Source organism: Paenisporosarcina quisquiliarum, from assembly GCF_043641925.1.
GTDB classification, from domain to species: Bacteria; Bacillota; Bacilli; order Bacillales_A; family Planococcaceae; genus Paenisporosarcina; species Paenisporosarcina quisquiliarum_A.
Genome location: NZ_JBHZRU010000001.1, coordinates 237,159 through 253,614 on the forward strand (window position 1 = coordinate 237,159; position 16,456 = coordinate 253,614).

At 37.0% G+C, this 16,456-nt stretch carries 14 protein-coding genes; 9 read left to right on the plus strand and 5 right to left on the minus strand.

Going from position 1 to position 16,456, the window contains the following annotated elements:
• The first annotated feature begins 151 nt into the window (after positions 1-151).
• From recA to mutL, 9 genes are all read left to right on the plus strand, one after another.
• On the plus strand, positions 152-1,207 hold the full coding sequence (gene recA / locus ACHUE4_RS01175) for a recombinase RecA (protein ID WP_394187444.1): 1,056 nt from the start codon (positions 152-154) through the stop codon (positions 1,205-1,207).
• A 199-nt stretch (positions 1,208-1,406) separates the two neighbouring features.
• A complete protein-coding gene (rny, locus tag ACHUE4_RS01180; protein ID WP_394187445.1) occupies positions 1,407-2,963 on the plus strand; it encodes a ribonuclease Y in 1,557 nt (518 codons plus the stop codon).
• A 64-nt stretch (positions 2,964-3,027) separates the two neighbouring features.
• Positions 3,028-3,825 carry a TIGR00282 family metallophosphoesterase gene (locus ACHUE4_RS01185; RefSeq protein ID WP_394187446.1) on the plus strand — a complete coding sequence of 266 codons (798 nt, stop codon included), beginning with the start codon at positions 3,028-3,030 and terminating at the stop codon, positions 3,823-3,825.
• A gap of 90 nt (positions 3,826-3,915) precedes the next feature.
• A complete protein-coding gene (locus ACHUE4_RS01190; RefSeq protein WP_394187447.1) occupies positions 3,916-4,185 on the plus strand; it encodes a stage V sporulation protein S in 270 nt (89 codons plus the stop codon).
• Between the two features lie 326 nt (positions 4,186-4,511).
• On the plus strand, positions 4,512-6,059 hold the full coding sequence (gene miaB / locus ACHUE4_RS01195) for a tRNA (N6-isopentenyl adenosine(37)-C2)-methylthiotransferase MiaB (RefSeq protein ID WP_394187448.1): 1,548 nt from the start codon (positions 4,512-4,514) through the stop codon (positions 6,057-6,059).
• Positions 6,056-6,490: a YlbF/YmcA family competence regulator gene (locus ACHUE4_RS01200; protein WP_394187449.1), complete on the plus strand. Its 435-nt coding sequence runs from the start codon at positions 6,056-6,058 to the stop codon at positions 6,488-6,490. Before miaB ends, ACHUE4_RS01200 begins: the two co-directional genes overlap by 4 nt.
• 163 nt (positions 6,491-6,653) lie before the next feature.
• The gene (gene cotE / locus ACHUE4_RS01205) at positions 6,654-7,199 is read left to right on the plus strand and encodes an outer spore coat protein CotE (RefSeq protein WP_394187450.1); all 546 of its coding nucleotides are present in this window, start codon (positions 6,654-6,656) and stop codon (positions 7,197-7,199) included.
• A 227-nt stretch (positions 7,200-7,426) separates the two neighbouring features.
• On the plus strand, positions 7,427-10,003 hold the full coding sequence (mutS, locus tag ACHUE4_RS01210) for a DNA mismatch repair protein MutS (RefSeq protein ID WP_394187451.1): 2,577 nt from the start codon (positions 7,427-7,429) through the stop codon (positions 10,001-10,003).
• Positions 10,004-10,027: 24 nt separating this feature from the next.
• Complete coding sequence (mutL, locus tag ACHUE4_RS01215; protein ID WP_394187452.1) at positions 10,028-11,833, plus strand: DNA mismatch repair endonuclease MutL; 1,806 nt, start codon at positions 10,028-10,030, stop codon at positions 11,831-11,833.
• 201 nt (positions 11,834-12,034) lie between these two features.
• Here the strand turns inward: mutL and ACHUE4_RS01220 are convergent, their stop codons facing one another.
• The 5 genes from ACHUE4_RS01220 to ACHUE4_RS01240 form a co-directional block, all read right to left on the minus strand.
• On the minus strand, positions 12,035-12,406 hold the full coding sequence (locus ACHUE4_RS01220; RefSeq protein WP_394187453.1) for a VOC family protein: 372 nt from the start codon (positions 12,404-12,406) through the stop codon (positions 12,035-12,037).
• A gap of 641 nt (positions 12,407-13,047) precedes the next feature.
• Positions 13,048-13,440 carry an SET domain-containing protein gene (locus ACHUE4_RS01225; RefSeq protein ID WP_394187454.1) on the minus strand — a complete coding sequence of 131 codons (393 nt, stop codon included), beginning with the start codon at positions 13,438-13,440 and terminating at the stop codon, positions 13,048-13,050.
• A 119-nt stretch (positions 13,441-13,559) separates the two neighbouring features.
• Complete coding sequence (locus ACHUE4_RS01230) at positions 13,560-14,501, minus strand: metal ABC transporter substrate-binding protein (protein ID WP_394187455.1); 942 nt, start codon at positions 14,499-14,501, stop codon at positions 13,560-13,562.
• 21 nt (positions 14,502-14,522) lie between these two features.
• Positions 14,523-15,380 carry a metal ABC transporter permease gene (locus ACHUE4_RS01235; RefSeq protein ID WP_394187554.1) on the minus strand — a complete coding sequence of 286 codons (858 nt, stop codon included), beginning with the start codon at positions 15,378-15,380 and terminating at the stop codon, positions 14,523-14,525.
• On the minus strand, positions 15,380-16,123 hold the full coding sequence (locus ACHUE4_RS01240; protein WP_394187456.1) for a metal ABC transporter ATP-binding protein: 744 nt from the start codon (positions 16,121-16,123) through the stop codon (positions 15,380-15,382). The genes ACHUE4_RS01235 and ACHUE4_RS01240 overlap by 1 nt, the downstream gene beginning before the upstream one ends.
• Between the last annotated feature and the right edge of the window lie 333 nt (positions 16,124-16,456).

Below are 16,456 nucleotides of genomic sequence, written 5' to 3' on the forward strand. Positions count from 1 at the left end.
AAAGATTTGAGCAGTTATTCGTGCTCAAATTTTTATTTTGCCTAAAAATAAAGCGAATAAACGTTCGCTTTTTTCTTGTGTATTTCTCATAAACCAAGTATAGTAGAGACAGAAGTTAATTTTGTGTTTGAAACATAAGGAGGAACCATAAATGAGCGATCGTAAAGCAGCATTAGACATGGCGTTAAAACAAATTGAGAAACAATTCGGTAAAGGTTCAATAATGAAACTTGGCGAAAAAACGGATCGAGAAGTTTTGACGACTTCTAGTGGATCACTTGCACTTGATGTAGCACTTGGTGTTGGTGGGTATCCACGAGGACGAATCATTGAAATATATGGACCAGAGAGTTCAGGTAAAACAACAGTAGCACTTCATGCTATTGCTGAAGCACAAGCAGCAGGTGGGCAAGCAGCATTTATTGATGCTGAGCATGCACTGGATCCTGTTTATGCACAAAACTTAGGTGTTAATATTGATGAGCTTTTATTATCTCAACCTGATACGGGTGAACAAGCACTAGAAATTTGTGAAGCATTAGTACGTAGTGGAGCAGTTGATATCGTTGTTATTGACTCAGTAGCTGCCTTAGTTCCAAAAGCGGAAATTGAAGGGGAAATGGGTGACTCACACGTTGGATTACAAGCTCGTTTGATGTCTCAAGCCCTTCGTAAACTTTCTGGCGCAATTAGTAAATCAAAAACAACAGCTATTTTCATTAACCAAATTCGTGAAAAAGTTGGCGTTATGTTTGGTAACCCTGAAGTAACACCTGGTGGTCGTGCACTTAAATTCTATAGTTCGGTTCGATTAGAAGTACGTCGTGCAGAAGCTATTAAATCAGGTAATGATTTCATGGGGAATAAAACAAAAATTAAAGTTGTTAAAAATAAAGTAGCACCACCATTCCGTACGGCTGAAGTCGATATCATGTATGGTGAGGGTATTTCACGTGAAGGTGAAATCGTAGATTTAGGTGTAGAAATGGATATCGTTAACAAGAGTGGTTCTTGGTACGCTTACAATGATGATCGTCTTGGACAAGGTAGAGAAAATGCGAAACAATTCCTTAAAGATAACCAAGCAACACGTAATGAGATTGCTCAAAAAATTCGAGCGGCTTACGGTATGATGGCGACAGCTTATACAATTGCTGCCCATGACGATGAAGAAGAAGAATTTGAATTACTAATTGATGAAAAATAGGATTCAATTGATAACCTACCAATTAATTTGGTAGGTTGTTTTCATCTTACGAGACTCGTGAATCCTTGACAGAGTATTTCTACATCTATACAATTAAAATTGTATAATTTCCAAATGAAATCAATAGGGCTACGTAGTTTAAAGCTATGTATACAAGCCTACTGAACATGAAAATGAAATAGCAAGAGGAGGTGTTCGAATGATTGAAATACTCATCTCCGCTTTGATTGGTCTTATCGTCGGTGCCGCTGTAAGTTATTTTCTTGTAAAAAATGTGAATGATTCTAAAGTGACTGGTGCGAAGCAGTCAGCTGTTCTCATCGTCGATGAGGCGAAGAGAGAAGCGGAAGCTTTGAAAAAAGAAGCACTATTAGAAGCAAAAGATGAATCTCACAAATTGAGATCTGAAGCAGAATCTGACATTCGTGAACGCCGAGCTGAACTGCAAAAACAGGAAAATCGGTATTTACAAAGAGAAGAAAACCTTGATCGTAAGGATGATGCTCTTAACAAAAGAGAAGCGGGTCTAGAGCGTAAAGATGACGCTCTGACTGAAAGACAACAGCATATCGAGCAGATGGAAAGCAAAGTGGCTGAGTTAGTTGCAAAAGCACAAACCGAACTAGAACGCATATCTGCGTTAACTCGTGAAGAAGCTAAAGGCATTATTCTACAACAAGTAGAAAATGAGTTATCTACTGATATCGCAGTGATGACGAAAGAATCTGAAACTCGTGCAAAAGAAGATTCAGACAAAAAAGCACGAGAAATTCTTTCGCTAGCTATTCAGCGTTTTGCAGCAGATCATGTGGCAGAGACAACAGTTTCTGTTGTTACCTTGCCAAATGATGAAATGAAGGGTCGTATTATTGGTCGTGAAGGCCGAAATATACGCACACTTGAGACACTGACTGGTATTGATTTGATTATCGATGATACACCAGAAGCAGTAATCTTATCTGGTTTCGATCCAATTCGTCGTGAAACAGCTCGTCTTGCACTTGAAAAATTAGTTCAAGATGGTCGAATTCATCCTGCACGAATTGAAGAAATGGTTGAGAAGTCAAGAAGAGAAGTAGATGAGCAAATCCGAGAAATTGGTGAGCAAACTACCTTTGATGTTGGCATTCATAATTTACATCCTGATTTAATTAAGATCATGGGTCGTATGCGTTACCGTACAAGTTATGGACAAAACGTTTTGAAACATTCAAAAGAAGTTGCCTTCTTAGCAGGATTGTTAGCTGCTGAACTTGGCGAAGATGTAACATTAGCAAGACGTGCTGGCTTACTACATGATATTGGGAAAGCAATTGACCATGAAGTGGAAGGTAGCCACGTTGAGATTGGTGTTGAACTTGCTACGAAGTACAAAGAGCATCCAGTCGTTATTAATAGTATCGCTTCCCATCATGGTGACACTGAAGCAACATCTGTCATTGCAGTTCTAGTTGCTGCTGCAGATGCATTATCAGCTGCTCGTCCAGGTGCTAGAAGTGAAACACTAGAAAACTATATTCGCCGTTTGGAGAAACTAGAAGAAATTTCTGAGTCTTATGATGGTGTTGAGAAATCATTCGCTATTCAAGCAGGACGTGAAATTCGCATTATGGTTCGTCCAGAACAAATTGATGACATTACTGCTCATCGATTAGCTCGAGATATTCGTAAGCGAATTGAGGAAGAATTAGATTATCCAGGGCATATTAAAGTAACGGTTATTCGTGAAACACGCGCTGTAGAATATGCAAAATAATAGTAAGTAAAGGGGGGCTTCATAAAGAAGCCTTTTTTTATTGAAACAGAAAGAAGGAATTTGAATGAAAGTATTGTTTATTGGAGACATCGTCGGTTCAATTGGCCGAGATACATTAGAAGATTATTTGCCTCGATTAAAAAGAAAATATCAACCTGACGTCGTCATAGCAAACGGTGAAAACGCTGCATCGGGTCGTGGGATTACTAAATCCATTTTTCAATCATTACTGCATATGGGTGTTGATGTTGTGACGATGGGGAATCACACGTGGGATCAAAAAGAAATTTTCGATTTTATTGACGAGACAGATTATTTAATTAGACCAGCAAACTTTTCAGATGAAGCACCAGGAAAAGGGATGACGACAATTTCAAAAAACGGCCATACTTTATCTGTTATCAATCTCCATGGTCGTACATTTTTACCTCCGCATGATGACCCGTTTAAAAAAGCAACAGAGCTAGTGAAAGAAGCAAAAGAAATTTCACCATTAATTTTTGTGGATTTCCATGCAGAAGCAACGAGTGAAAAAATTGCACTAGGCTGGCATCTAGATGGAGAAGTTTCAGCGGTCGTTGGAACACACACACATGTCCAAACAGCTGATGCAAGAATTTATCCGAATGGAACTGCTTATATTACAGATGTAGGCATGACAGGACCATATGATGGCGTATTGGGTATGAAAAAAGAAGATGTCTTATATCGATTCCAAACAAATATGCCGGCACGTTTTGAAGTGCCTAAAACAGGACGCTCCGTAATAAGTGGTGTCTTTATCGATATCGATAATCAATCAGGAAAAGCGACATCGATCGAGCGAATTTATATTAACGAAGATTATCCGTTTCAATCTTAGGTTCTTCTTTTTTCCATCGACCTCGCATACAGTGAGTCAAGGACATTGACACTAAAGTCCAACTCACAGCAAGTATAAGGAGGAATAGAGATGGAATCATTAAAAGTATCTTCGAGATCAAATCCTAATTCAGTAGCTGGTGCATTGGTTGCTGTAATCAGAGACAAAGGGTATGCAGAAATGCAGGCAGTAGGCGCTGGAGCATTAAATCAAGCAGTGAAGGCGGTTGCTATAGCAAGAGGGTTTGTAGCACCTAGTGGAACCGATTTAATTTGTTCACCAGCTTTTACTGATATCATTATTGCTGGTGAAGATCGAACGGCTATTAAATTGTTGGTTGAAAAAAGAGTAAGATCATAACCAGTAAGGGGCTATCTCAAAGGTCATTTAGTGACTGAGAGATGGTCCCTTATTTTTGTGCATTGATATCTCACTTTCATGCCTCAAGCGAAGCGATACATAAGCAGAACGGAAACATCAATATGTAGGACAAGCTCTTATCATAGATAAGTAGACATCTTGTGTTATATCAAATGTAAAAACGATGTGAGCAACTGAATCTCTTGGTGTCTTTATTTGTCGAAAACAAGACAATTCTAGTAATGACCTTGTAGGTTTGGTACTTCTTTCAGTATAATAAATGAATGTAGATTTAAACCGATGTGACTAGGCAAAGGAGTGTTCTCGTGAACGAAGAACAGCGATTAAATAGTTCTCAAGTGAAAGAAATAAATCCGCAAAACAAGGAAAGTAAAGACTATAGTCAATACTTTCAATCTGTTTATGTTCCTCCTAATTTAAAAGAAGCAAAAAAAAGAGGGAAAGAACAAGTAGAATACCAACATGATTTTGGCATTAAACCTGAGTTTGCAAACATGGGGATTGGTCGAAAGTTTTATATTCGGACTTATGGCTGTCAAATGAATGAGCATGATACAGAGGTTATGGCAGGAATATTTATAGGTCTTGGATATGAACCTACGAACACTGTTGAAGAGGCAAATGTGGTCTTATTAAATACTTGTGCCATTCGTGAAAATGCAGAAAACAAAGTGTTCGGTGAGTTGGGTCATTTAAAATTATTGAAACGAAATAATCCGGATGTGTTAATCGGTGTGTGTGGATGTATGTCTCAAGAAGAATCGGTGGTTAATAAAATTCTCAAGACATATGATCAAGTCGATATGATTTTTGGCACACATAATATTCATCGCTTACCTAATATTTTGCACGAAGCTTATTTATCAAAAGAAATGGTGATTGAGGTTTGGTCAAAAGAAGGCGATGTAATTGAAAACTTGCCTAAAGTGAGACGCGGAGAAATAAAAGCATGGGTAAACATTATGTATGGCTGTGATAAATTCTGTACATATTGTATCGTTCCTTATACACGTGGAAAAGAACGCAGTCGACGTCCTCAAGATATTATTCAAGAAGTGCGACACCTTGCTGCACAAGGTTATAAGGAGATTACATTATTAGGTCAAAACGTAAATGCTTATGGGAAAGATTTAGATGACTCTTCGTATCGATTAGGCAATTTAATGGATGACTTACGTTTAATTGATATTGAAAGAATTCGATTTACAACGAGTCACCCTCGTGATTTTGATGATCACTTAATAAGTGTCTTAGCTAAACGTGGAAATCTTGTCGAGCATGTTCACTTACCAGTCCAATCTGGATCAACAAGTATGCTGAAATTAATGGCACGTAAGTATAGCCGAGAGCAATATTTGGAATTGGTACAAAAAATCAAGTATGCTATACCTAATGTAGCATTAACGACTGACATAATTGTTGGATTCCCAAATGAAACAGAAGAACAATTTGAAGAAACCATGTCTTTATATAGAGAAGTTGGATTCGAAATGGCATACACTTATATTTATTCTCCTCGTGACGGCACACCTGCTGCGAAGATGGAGGACAATGTGCCAATGGAAGTGAAAAAAGACCGTCTGCAACGTTTAAATAACTTGGTTAATCAATTCGCTCTTGAAGCGATGGAAAGATATAATGGTGAAGTTGTTGAAGTGTTGGTAGAAGGTGAAAGTAAGAAAAATCCCGATGTACTTGCCGGTTATACAAGAACGAGCAAATTGGTTAACTTTGTAGGACCAAAAGATATTATCGGAAAGCGTGTTTTAATTAAAATCAATCAAACAAAAACATGGTCATTATATGGAGAACTTATTGAAGTCCTATCCGGCCAAGAAGTGGGTGTCTTATGACAACAGAATTTACAAAAGACGAAATTATCGCGAAAGCAAAAGAAATTGCAGATATGATCGCACAAACAGAAGAAGTTGATTTCTTTAAACGAGCAGAAGCTCAAATTAATGAAAATCAAAAAATCCGTGAAAAGATTGCAAGCTTGAAGAGTTTGCAAAAACAAGCTGTTAATTTCCAACATTATGGAAAAGAAAAAGCTTTGTCCTTAATCGAAGGAAAAATCGAGAAAATTGAAGAAGAAATTGATACGATTCCGATTGTTCAAGAGTTTAAGCAATCCCAAATGGATGTAAATGATTTGCTTCAACTTGTTTCGAATACAATTGCAAATCAAGTGACGAACCAAATCATCGAATCCACTGAGGGAGATATTCTTCGTGGTGAAACTGGATCACGCGTTCAAAACAGTAAACCTGGTTCTTGTGAATAATTTGACTCGGAAGCACAGCTATTCCCCTAAAAAGGAATTGGTTGTGCTTTTTCTTTTGACATCAAACTATATAAAATGCACAAAGTTACGACGAAGAAAAAACAATGTGCTTTCACCTAATGGGTAATCCGTGCATATGATGAATGGAATCGAACGGAGGAGGATGGGTTTGAAATATCTACGTCAAATTGTGACAAAAGCCGTCGTGGCCAAAGGGAAGAAAAAAGTCGAAGCTTGTGAAATGCTTCGTCCACCTAACAACCCTTCCAGCATTTTAGGGTGTTGGGTCATTAATCATACGCATTCAGCGAAGAAACACGGAAAATTTGTGGAAGTGACAGGGAAGTATGAAGTCAATGTTTGGTATGCGCATCACGACCATTCGAAAACATCCGTATTTTCTGAAACAGTTCCATACAGAGATCGTATAAAACTTCATTATCGAGATGGAGAATCACACGGATCTGAAGAAGTGCATGTTCGAGTTTTACAACAACCAAATTGTACGGAAGCCATCATTACACCAGATGGCGAGCAGTTCCAAGTTACTGTGGAGCGGGAGTTGTTGGCTGAAGTTGTTGGTGAAACAACAGTTTGTATTTCAGTTCACCCTTCAGATTTTGAAGAGGAATGGGTATATCAAGATGAAAGTTCGTCATCTTCATCTACATCCTCATTTAACGAATCAAAAGAATCGTCTTCATTTTAATGAGCCGGAAAACATCCGGCTCTTTTTTTCTTTTAAGGATATTGTGTATGTAGAAATTTCAACTTAATAGCAGGAATGTTGAATAGATTGCTTTCAAAATTTCTAGTTAGTTGTATTAGTGAAATGAAATAACATCTAAAATACAAAGATGTAGCAATTGTTGTTTTTCTCATCACGTGTTTTGTTATAATGAAGGAATAGCTTCAACAATTGAAAGAGGTATCAACATGACAACTTACACGCCAATGATTCAGCAATACCTAACAGTTAAATCTGAATACACCGATGCTTTTTTATTTTTTCGCTTAGGTGATTTTTACGAACTCTTTTTCGATGATGCAGTAGAAGCATCTCAAATATTAGAAATAACATTGACCAGTAGAGATGGCGGATCGAAAGAACGTATCCCTATGTGTGGTGTTCCACATCATGCGGCTCAAAATTACATAGAAACATTGATTCAAAAAGGATATAAAGTAGCTATTTGTGAACAAGTTGAAGATCCTAAAGTTGCAAAAGGTGTCGTTAAGCGAGAAGTCGTTCGATTAATTACGCCTGGTACGATTATTGAAGGAAAGAATATGGATAGTAAATCGAATCATTTTATTGCTTCAGCAGAAGAAATAGACGATTCACGATATGCGTTCTGTTACTTAGACTTATCGACTGGCGAAGGGTCAAGCACTATTCTGAATGGTGATGAAAAAAGCTTGATGCAAGAATTACAAACATTATCAATTCGAGAACTAATTGTATCTGAACATATGTATGTATTATTGTCTGAATTTGCTAAAGCACAATCGATTTTATTATCCATTGAAGAAAGTGAGAAAGTGGGAACTTCACATCTTCCTTATTTTGAAGAGAATCCGGTAGAAGTTCATGATGCTTGTGATCGATTAATTCGATATTTACATCGAACACAAAAGCGCTCGCTCGAACATATTCAACCTTTTGCGTATCAAGAAAGAAATACATTCTTATCGATCGATTTTCATTCGAAACGAAATTTAGAATTGATCCAGTCGATACGTGGTGGAGACCAAAAGGGTTCCCTTTATTGGCTTCTAGATGAAACGAATACAGCAATGGGTGCACGAAAACTAAAACAATGGTTACATCAGCCCTTAGCGAATCGTCTGCAAATCGAGGAACGTCAAAACATTGTCGAAGAAATGATTGAGGCATATTTCGTTCGTGCGGATTTACGTGAAGCACTAAAAGAAGTATATGATTTAGAGCGATTAATTGGAAGAATCTCATTTGGGACTGCTAGCGGACGGGATTTAAGTCAGTTAAGACAATCTTTAATGCAAATTCCTTTAATTAAAGCACATTTAAACTCTAGTAAGTTAATAGCCTTACCAAAATTGGCATCAGCTTTAGATGAGTGCTTGGAAGTTGTTGAATTACTTCAAACCGCAATTGCAGAACATCCTCCTTTGTCAGTAAAAGAAGGAGATATTATAAAAGATGGATACCATGAGCGCTTAGATGAACTAAGATATGCGAAAAAGAATGGGAAAGAGTGGATTGCTGCACTCGAACAAAAAGAGCGAGAGCGCACCGGCATCAAAGGACTTAAAATTGGTTATAATCGTGTGTTTGGCTATTTTATTGAAATTACAAAGTCCTACGTTCATCTAGCGGATGCTAATCGATATGAGCGTAAACAAACATTGGCGAATGCGGAACGTTATATTACCGATGAATTAAAAGAAAAAGAATCAATTATATTAACCGCTGAAGAAGAGAGTCTAGCACTTGAATATACTTTGTTCGTTGAAATTAGAGAGAAGGTAAAAGCATTTATACCTCGTGTTCAACAGGTTGCTTCTCAAATTAGTGAATTAGATGTCTTTGCTAGCTTTGCTGAAGTTGCGGACCATTACCGCTTAACAAAGCCAACCTTCCATGACGGGCATGAACTGAAGATTATAAACGGTCGTCACCCAGTGGTTGAAAAAATGATGAATAAACAACACTATATTCCAAATGATTGTTCCTTAACAACTGAACAAAATATGCTCCTAATTACAGGGCCGAATATGTCAGGTAAAAGTACGTATATGCGACAAGTAGCCATCACCGTTATTATGGCTCAAATGGGTTGTTATGTTCCTGCTGAGGAAGCGTTATTGCCAATAACCGATCAAATTTTCACTAGGATTGGCGCAGCTGACGATTTAGCCTCAGGGCAAAGTACATTTATGGTGGAGATGCTCGAGTCCACATTTGCTATTACGCATGCGACTGAGCGAAGTTTATTGCTATTTGATGAAATAGGGCGAGGAACATCAACTTACGACGGTATGGCCCTTGCACAAGCCATGATGGAGTATATACACACAGAAATAAAAGCGAACACTTTATTTTCCACGCATTACCATGAATTAACTGGACTTGAAAATGAATTAGACAAGCTAAGAAATGTTCATGTTTCTGCTGTTGAACAAAGTGGTAAAGTTGTATTTCTGCATAAAGTTAAAAATGGTCCTGCAGATAAAAGTTATGGAATCCATGTTGCTGAACTAGCACAATTACCAGAACCGATTATTCAACGTGCCCGATTAATATTAGAACAATTAGAACAAGAAAATAAAAGAGACTCCCAAGTCGATCAAAATGCATTAAATGAGCAATTATCCTTCTTTGGAACTGAATCAATTGATTCGGCCCAACAACAAACTAATCTTAAAGTAAATGAAACAATTGAAGTAATTCGTAGTATAGACATATCTAATACAACACCTTTGAAAGCACTTCAATATTTACATGAATTACAACAAAAAATAGACAAGTAGAATAAATAGAAAGGAGTTGTGCTTATGGGACAAATTCGTTTAATGGATGAACCTTTGTCGAATAAAATTGCTGCTGGTGAAGTTGTTGAACGTCCAGCGTCAGTCGTAAAAGAACTTGTTGAAAATGCGATTGATGCGGGTAGTACTTCGATTGATGTCTTCCTAGAAGAAGCGGGACTGCAAACCATCCATGTAACGGACAATGGAAGTGGGATGGATGAAGAAGATGCCGTTCTTTCTTTTTCAAGACATGCCACAAGCAAAATTTCGAATGAGCATGACTTGTTCCGTATTCGAACACTTGGATTTAGAGGTGAAGCTCTTGCAAGTATCGCTTCCGTTTCAAAGGTATCGCTATGGACTTCCGATGGCGTTACATCAGGCACTCATATTGAAATTGAAGGCGGTCATATAAAAAAACAAACCGCTGGTGCATTACGAAAAGGAACAGATATTAAAATCTCCCAATTGTTTTACAATACACCAGCTCGGTTAAAGTACATGAAGACTATTCAAACTGAGTTAGGTCATATTATTGATTTACTTAATCGTTTGGCATTATGCTATCCATCCGTTGCATTTAAGTTAACACATGGTGAGCAAACTTTATTGCAAACAAATGGTCGTGGTGATTTACAACAAGTAATAGCAGCGATTTATGGTATCTCTATTGCGAAAAAAATGATCGCATTTGAAGGAGAGTCTGCAGACTATCGGATTTATGGCTATGCTTCATTGCCGGAAATCACAAGGGCTTCAAAAAACTATTTAACACTCTTTGTAAACGGTAGATGGGTGAAACATTATACAGTGCAACAATCAATTGTAAATGCCTATCATACATTTTTACCAATTGATCGATACCCGCTGGTCATTCTTCAAATTGAAGGTGATCCGTTCCTAACTGATGTAAATGTTCACCCTTCAAAACAGCAAATTCGACTTAGCAAAGAAAAGGAACTAATGCAGTTAGTCGAAGAGACGATTCGTAAAACCATTCGTTCGATTATGCGTGCGCCAGAAATTGTCGAGAAAACAAAAAAAGTATCTACTCCAAGTGAGCAGATGGACTTGTGGAAATCTACGCCCCCACCAGTCAAGTCTTCTTATGTAAAAGAAGTTCCTTCTTTACCAACGTTCAATAAAGAAGTGGATTATAACGTAATAAAGGAAACTCAGGAAACACACACAATGCCTATTTCTGAAGAGGAAGATATTGAATCCATAAACGCTGCATCAAATGAGCCTTTTCCTGAACTTGATATCGTTGGTCAAATCCATGGAACATATATTATTGGTCAAAGTGCAGATGGATTTTATTTGATAGATCAGCACGCAGCTCAAGAGCGCATTAAGTATGAATTTTTCCGAGAAAAAGTGGGGGACGTTCAGTCGGAAGAAAGACAATCGCTTCTTATTCCACTTTCGTTCCATTATTCAGCTGATGAGGCACTAAAAGTAAAAGAACATCAACTTGTACTTGAGGAAATAGGAATCTTTTTAGAAGAATTTGGACCAACTACGTTTATCGTGAGGGAGCATCCCTTTTGGTTCCCTAAAGGATTTGAAGAAGAGATCGTGAAGGAATTAATTGAACAAGTACTAAATGATCGACGTCCCGATATCAAAAAACTTCGTGAAGAGGCAGCTATTATGATGAGTTGTAAACGTTCAATAAAAGCGAATCACTTTTTAACGAAGGAAGACATGTCCATGTTAATCAAGGATTTAAAGAACACCGAACATCCATTTACATGTCCACATGGGCGACCAGTGATTATTCATTTCACTACTTATGAAGTGGAAAAGATGTTTAAACGAGTTATGTAATATTTTTAGCAACAAATTTAATGAGGTGTTCCTAAAATCATGAAAAATGATTTCTGGGTACATCTCTTTTCTCTTTCAAAAAGGAAGTGGCTGTTTTCATTTCTACCGCTTTCCGAAGCCAATAAAAAAACAAGTAGAGAAAAATCAATCATTACTCTACTCGTTTTATTAAATACTTATTGGAAGCCTCAATTAGTGAAATCAGACGCGTTGATCCACTAAAATAGGATTCCCATCTGGATCTTCAATCGTAAAGCTTGCAGGACCTTCACTGGATTCGTCTGCTTCTGTTAACAACTTAATTCCTTTTTCTTTTAGCTGCTTTTGAAGATCCCGTATGTCTAAAAACGAATCGAGATTTTCGGCATTTTGGTTCCATCCAGGATTAAAGGTGAGGATGTTCTTTTCAAACATGCCTTGAAACAAACCAATTACACAACCCTCATTCTTAAGGATAAGCCAGTTTTGAGTAATATCCCCACCCAATACTTGAAATCCTAGCGTTTCATAAAATGATTTTGATTTTTGAATGTCTTTAACATTTAAACTTATAGAAAAAGCTCCTAGATTCATAGTTCCTCCTTTAAATAATTCGAAATATTCAGATATACATTATTCAGTATAAGTGAGTATATTGAAATTCACAACTCAGCATGGTTTAAAAAATATAGGATTCAGTTTTGTGATATTTATATCATGGTTATTGAGAGGTGCACTCTTGCGTTTTTGATTTCTGAATAATTTAAGCTCTATTAAAGCTGGTTAGCAGTGATTGTAGTGAAAGGCGTAAAACATCTGCTCCTGTTTCTGTTTCTGCATCGCTTCACTAGCTTCGAAACATGGAAAAGAGTTGCATCGCTCCGCTAGCTTCGAAACATGAAAAGGCGTTGCATCGCTGCGCTAGCTTCGTCGCAAAGATTAGAACTATGGTTCTAATCTTTCCAGCGGGAAATGCGTGTCCTGGTGAGACCCCACAGTCGCTTGCGACGAGGAGGCTCACGGACCGCCCGCGGAAAGCGTTCGCCTGTAACGAAAATCAACAATATCTTAATATAGAGTCATTAAAAACAAAACCACCCTATCTCGATAAACCGAGATAGGGTGGCTTGATGAATAAACTATGTGTACATGTTCACTAGTCTCAAGAAAAATGGTTGCCCTTTTTAAATGGCCATGAAAGCCACAACAAATCACTTTATAAGATATTTTTCAGCTTAATCTTCATCCTGAATATCTTCGTTAAACCACAATGGATCATCATTATCAACTTCACCATTATAATTAATCAATATTTCTTGACCAGCTTCAATATCCGTATAGGCATAAAAATCGAATGTGTGGTTTTCGAAGTTTATATCGTAATGCGCATTAGGCGTATAAGAATGATTGAATAACATTCCGTAACCTAGCACGATCGCCGTATGGTTTGCACCATATTCGAAAGCATAATCGGCTAGCAATGTCTTTTCAATGTGTTCATGTTCATCATTTGGATAGGGAAGTACAGGTGCTGCGTGAAACAACACACCTTTTGCGATGTTTTCTGTAGCAAAAACACCACGTTTAAATTCTCCATCACTCAATGTAGAAATTTTAATTTCGATCATTTTTTCACCTTCTCAGTCTAATTTCAGTAGGAATCTTTGCTGAGTTTGTCAGATAAGGTCTACTCGATTGAGAGTCGATTATACCATGTTTTCAATCGATGAAAAAATAAATCGGTTCTTTACTCTTTTTCAGTTAAACCTTTAAAGATCGTATCAATGTTCCATTTCATCATTTTTATATACGTATCTCCATCTTCGCCAGGCTTCCCGATGGAATCTGTAAATACTTTTCCGTAAATAGGGACACCTGTTTCAGAAGAAACCATTTCCATACTACGAGGATCAATACTCGTTTCGACAAAGAGAACAGGATTTTCTTTTGAACGAATGAAATCTACAATGGAACTAACTTGTTCAGGCGATCCTTGATTTTCGGAATTAATTTCCCAAATATATGCGGCTTCAAAATCGTAAGCTGCAGAGAAATATTTAAATGCCCCTTCACTTGTGATCAAAAGACGTTGTTCTTTTGGAATTTCTTTATAACGAGCAACTGCTTCATCATGTAATTTTTCTAATTCAGCGATATACGCTTTTGCGTTCTCTTCATAAACATCTGCATGGTCTGGATCTACTTTTATAAATCCATCACGTGCATTTTCTGCATATTTTATCCCATTACGAACATCTAACCAAGCATGTGGATCTTCTTCACTTTCTTTCCCTTTAGATGTTAAATGCATAGGTGTAACACCTTCACTTAAACGAAAGACCGGGGCATCGTCACCTGATTTACCTGATGTTAGCAACAGCTTTTCAAACCACGAGTTGCCACCTTCAAGGTTCAATCCATTATAAAAAACAATATCAGCATCTGTTGTCAATTGAACATCCTTTGGAAGAGGATCATATTCATGCGGGTTTGATCCGACCGGTGCTAAAGAATGAATTTCTACGCGGTCACCACCAACGTTTTTTGCAATATCGTAAAGAATCGAATAGGTCGTAATCACTTGAATTTTATCGGATGATGAATCTGTTTTCTCATCTTGATTCCCACATCCTGCTAATGACAACAGAACAATAAGTATAGTGAAAAACCCTAAAATTTTTATTTTCATTTTTAATTCCTCCAATTAAATCTAAGTTGAAATCGTTTTTCTTTTAAAGTTTTTCATTGAACGCCATAGTAAGCCTTGTTTAGGTGAAAAGATAAATGCCAATATGAATAAGAAAGTTGCTGCAAGTACAATTGTTGCACCTGATGCCAGATTATAAGTGTAACTAAAATACAATCCAATAATGGATGATAGAATTCCAAGCCCTGCAGACAGGTATAACATGACCCATAATCTATTCGTTAGTAAATATGCTGTAGAAGCGGGAGTAATCAGCATCGCTACTACAAGAATGATGCCAACTGTTTGAAGAGAGGCAACTGTAACTAAAGTCAGTAAAACCATTAAGAAGTAATGGATGACTCTTACTGGTAGTCCGTAAGCTCGAGCCATTGTAGGATCAAACGAGCTAACAAGTAATTCTTTATAGAATACATAGATACTAACCAATACGATGATTCCAATAAACAAAGTGGTCCACATTTCATCTGGTCGAACAGCTAACACGTTACCAAAGAGAATATGATATAAATCGGTACTACTTTTCATCATCGTAATGAGAATAATCCCTGAAGCAAACGCTGCAGTAAACATAATCCCAATGGATACATCGTTTTTAATTCGACTATTTTGACTGATGAATCCAATACCTAGGGCAGTTAATACACCCGTAAAGACAGCGCCAAAAAAGAAATTAATTCCAATCATATAAGAAAGAGCGACTCCAGGTAGAACAGCATGTGAAATAGCATCGCCCATTAAAGCCATTCCTCGTAAAATGATAAAACAGCCAATCACGCCACAAATAATTCCGACCATTATGGAAGTGAGTAAGGCTTTTTGTAAAAAGCCATATTGAATAATGCCCTCAATAAAGTCCATCATACAAACACCTCCGTGTCTGGTTTAGTTTGAAAAGGTTGATTATAAGCACGACCGATTATTTCAGGAGCAAATACTTTTGCAACTTCACCATACTCAATAAGTTCTTTATTTAATAAAATCAATTGATCAAAATAATCAGCTGCTTTACTTAAGTCATGATGGACAACCACGACAGTTTTACCTTGATTGCGTAATTGTTTTAAGACAGAAATTATCGTTTCTTCACTCGTAATATCTACTCCAACAAATGGTTCGTCTAAAAAATACATATCCGCTTTTTGGGCCAATGCTCTCGCCAAGAACACCCGTTGTTGTTGTCCGCCTGAAAGTTCTCCGATTTGTCGATTGCTATATGATTCGATTCCCACTTGTTTCAAACATTCGAGAGCCCAAATTTTATGTTCTTTTTTAGGACGTTTGAAGAGACCTAGGTTCGGATAAGTTCCTAGTAAAACCGTATCTAATACGGTAATTGGAAAATCCCAATCAATATCATTTCGTTGGGGTACATACGCAACTTTTGTTTTCATTTCTTTAATTGAATGACCAAGTATCCGAATTTCTCCACTATCTTTTTTTATTAAATTAAGCATGGCTTTTAATAGAGTGGACTTCCCTGCACCATTGGGTCCGATTATTCCAACTAGGTTTCCTTCATTTATCGAAAAATTTATGTCACTTAAGGCTGTATTGCCTAGATATGAACAGGATAAATGTTTAACTTCGATTGCTAAACTCATAATGTTTCCTCCTTTTAAAATATATTATTCTATAAAAATACTTTTACTAACGCATAATATTTTCTTGGTTATAAAAAAGTTTCCTTAAAGCAACTATATGCATCTAAAGTCAAAAAAGCAACTTTTTTATAAAGAAAAAGATGTTGTGTGTTGTTAAGTGCAGCGAAAACTCTTTTAGAAATTTAGACAATATTGGCCAAATAATCATTCTAGGAAAGCAAAACTTTTTTAGATGGAGGTAGTTCAATATATTTTTATCGTGAATGAAAGGGAACGTTGTTTGATATACATTGAAATAGGAAAAACAGTATAATTAGAGGGTACATACTTCTT

Excerpts from the sequence above, each read along its gene's own strand:
- cotE (WP_394187450.1), top strand. The coding sequence starts at position 6,654 with ATGGGTTTGAAATATCTACGTCAAATTGTGACAAAAGCCGTCGTGGCC.
- ACHUE4_RS01220 (WP_394187453.1), bottom strand. The coding sequence starts at position 12,406 with ATGAATCTAGGAGCTTTTTCTATAAGTTTAAATGTTAAAGACATTCAA.
- rny (WP_394187445.1), top strand. The coding sequence starts at position 1,407 with ATGATTGAAATACTCATCTCCGCTTTGATTGGTCTTATCGTCGGTGCC.
- ACHUE4_RS01230 (WP_394187455.1), bottom strand. The coding sequence starts at position 14,501 with ATGAAAATAAAAATTTTAGGGTTTTTCACTATACTTATTGTTCTGTTG.
- ACHUE4_RS01235 (WP_394187554.1), bottom strand. The coding sequence starts at position 15,380 with ATGGACTTTATTGAGGGCATTATTCAATATGGCTTTTTACAAAAAGCC.
- ACHUE4_RS01190 (WP_394187447.1), top strand. The coding sequence starts at position 3,916 with ATGGAATCATTAAAAGTATCTTCGAGATCAAATCCTAATTCAGTAGCT.
- recA (WP_394187444.1), top strand. The coding sequence starts at position 152 with ATGAGCGATCGTAAAGCAGCATTAGACATGGCGTTAAAACAAATTGAG.
- ACHUE4_RS01240 (WP_394187456.1), bottom strand. The coding sequence starts at position 16,123 with ATGAGTTTAGCAATCGAAGTTAAACATTTATCCTGTTCATATCTAGGC.
- ACHUE4_RS01185 (WP_394187446.1), top strand. The coding sequence starts at position 3,028 with ATGAAAGTATTGTTTATTGGAGACATCGTCGGTTCAATTGGCCGAGAT.
- ACHUE4_RS01225 (WP_394187454.1), bottom strand. The coding sequence starts at position 13,440 with ATGATCGAAATTAAAATTTCTACATTGAGTGATGGAGAATTTAAACGT.
- mutS (WP_394187451.1), top strand. The coding sequence starts at position 7,427 with ATGACAACTTACACGCCAATGATTCAGCAATACCTAACAGTTAAATCT.
- ACHUE4_RS01200 (WP_394187449.1), top strand. The coding sequence starts at position 6,056 with ATGACAACAGAATTTACAAAAGACGAAATTATCGCGAAAGCAAAAGAA.
- mutL (WP_394187452.1), top strand. The coding sequence starts at position 10,028 with ATGGGACAAATTCGTTTAATGGATGAACCTTTGTCGAATAAAATTGCT.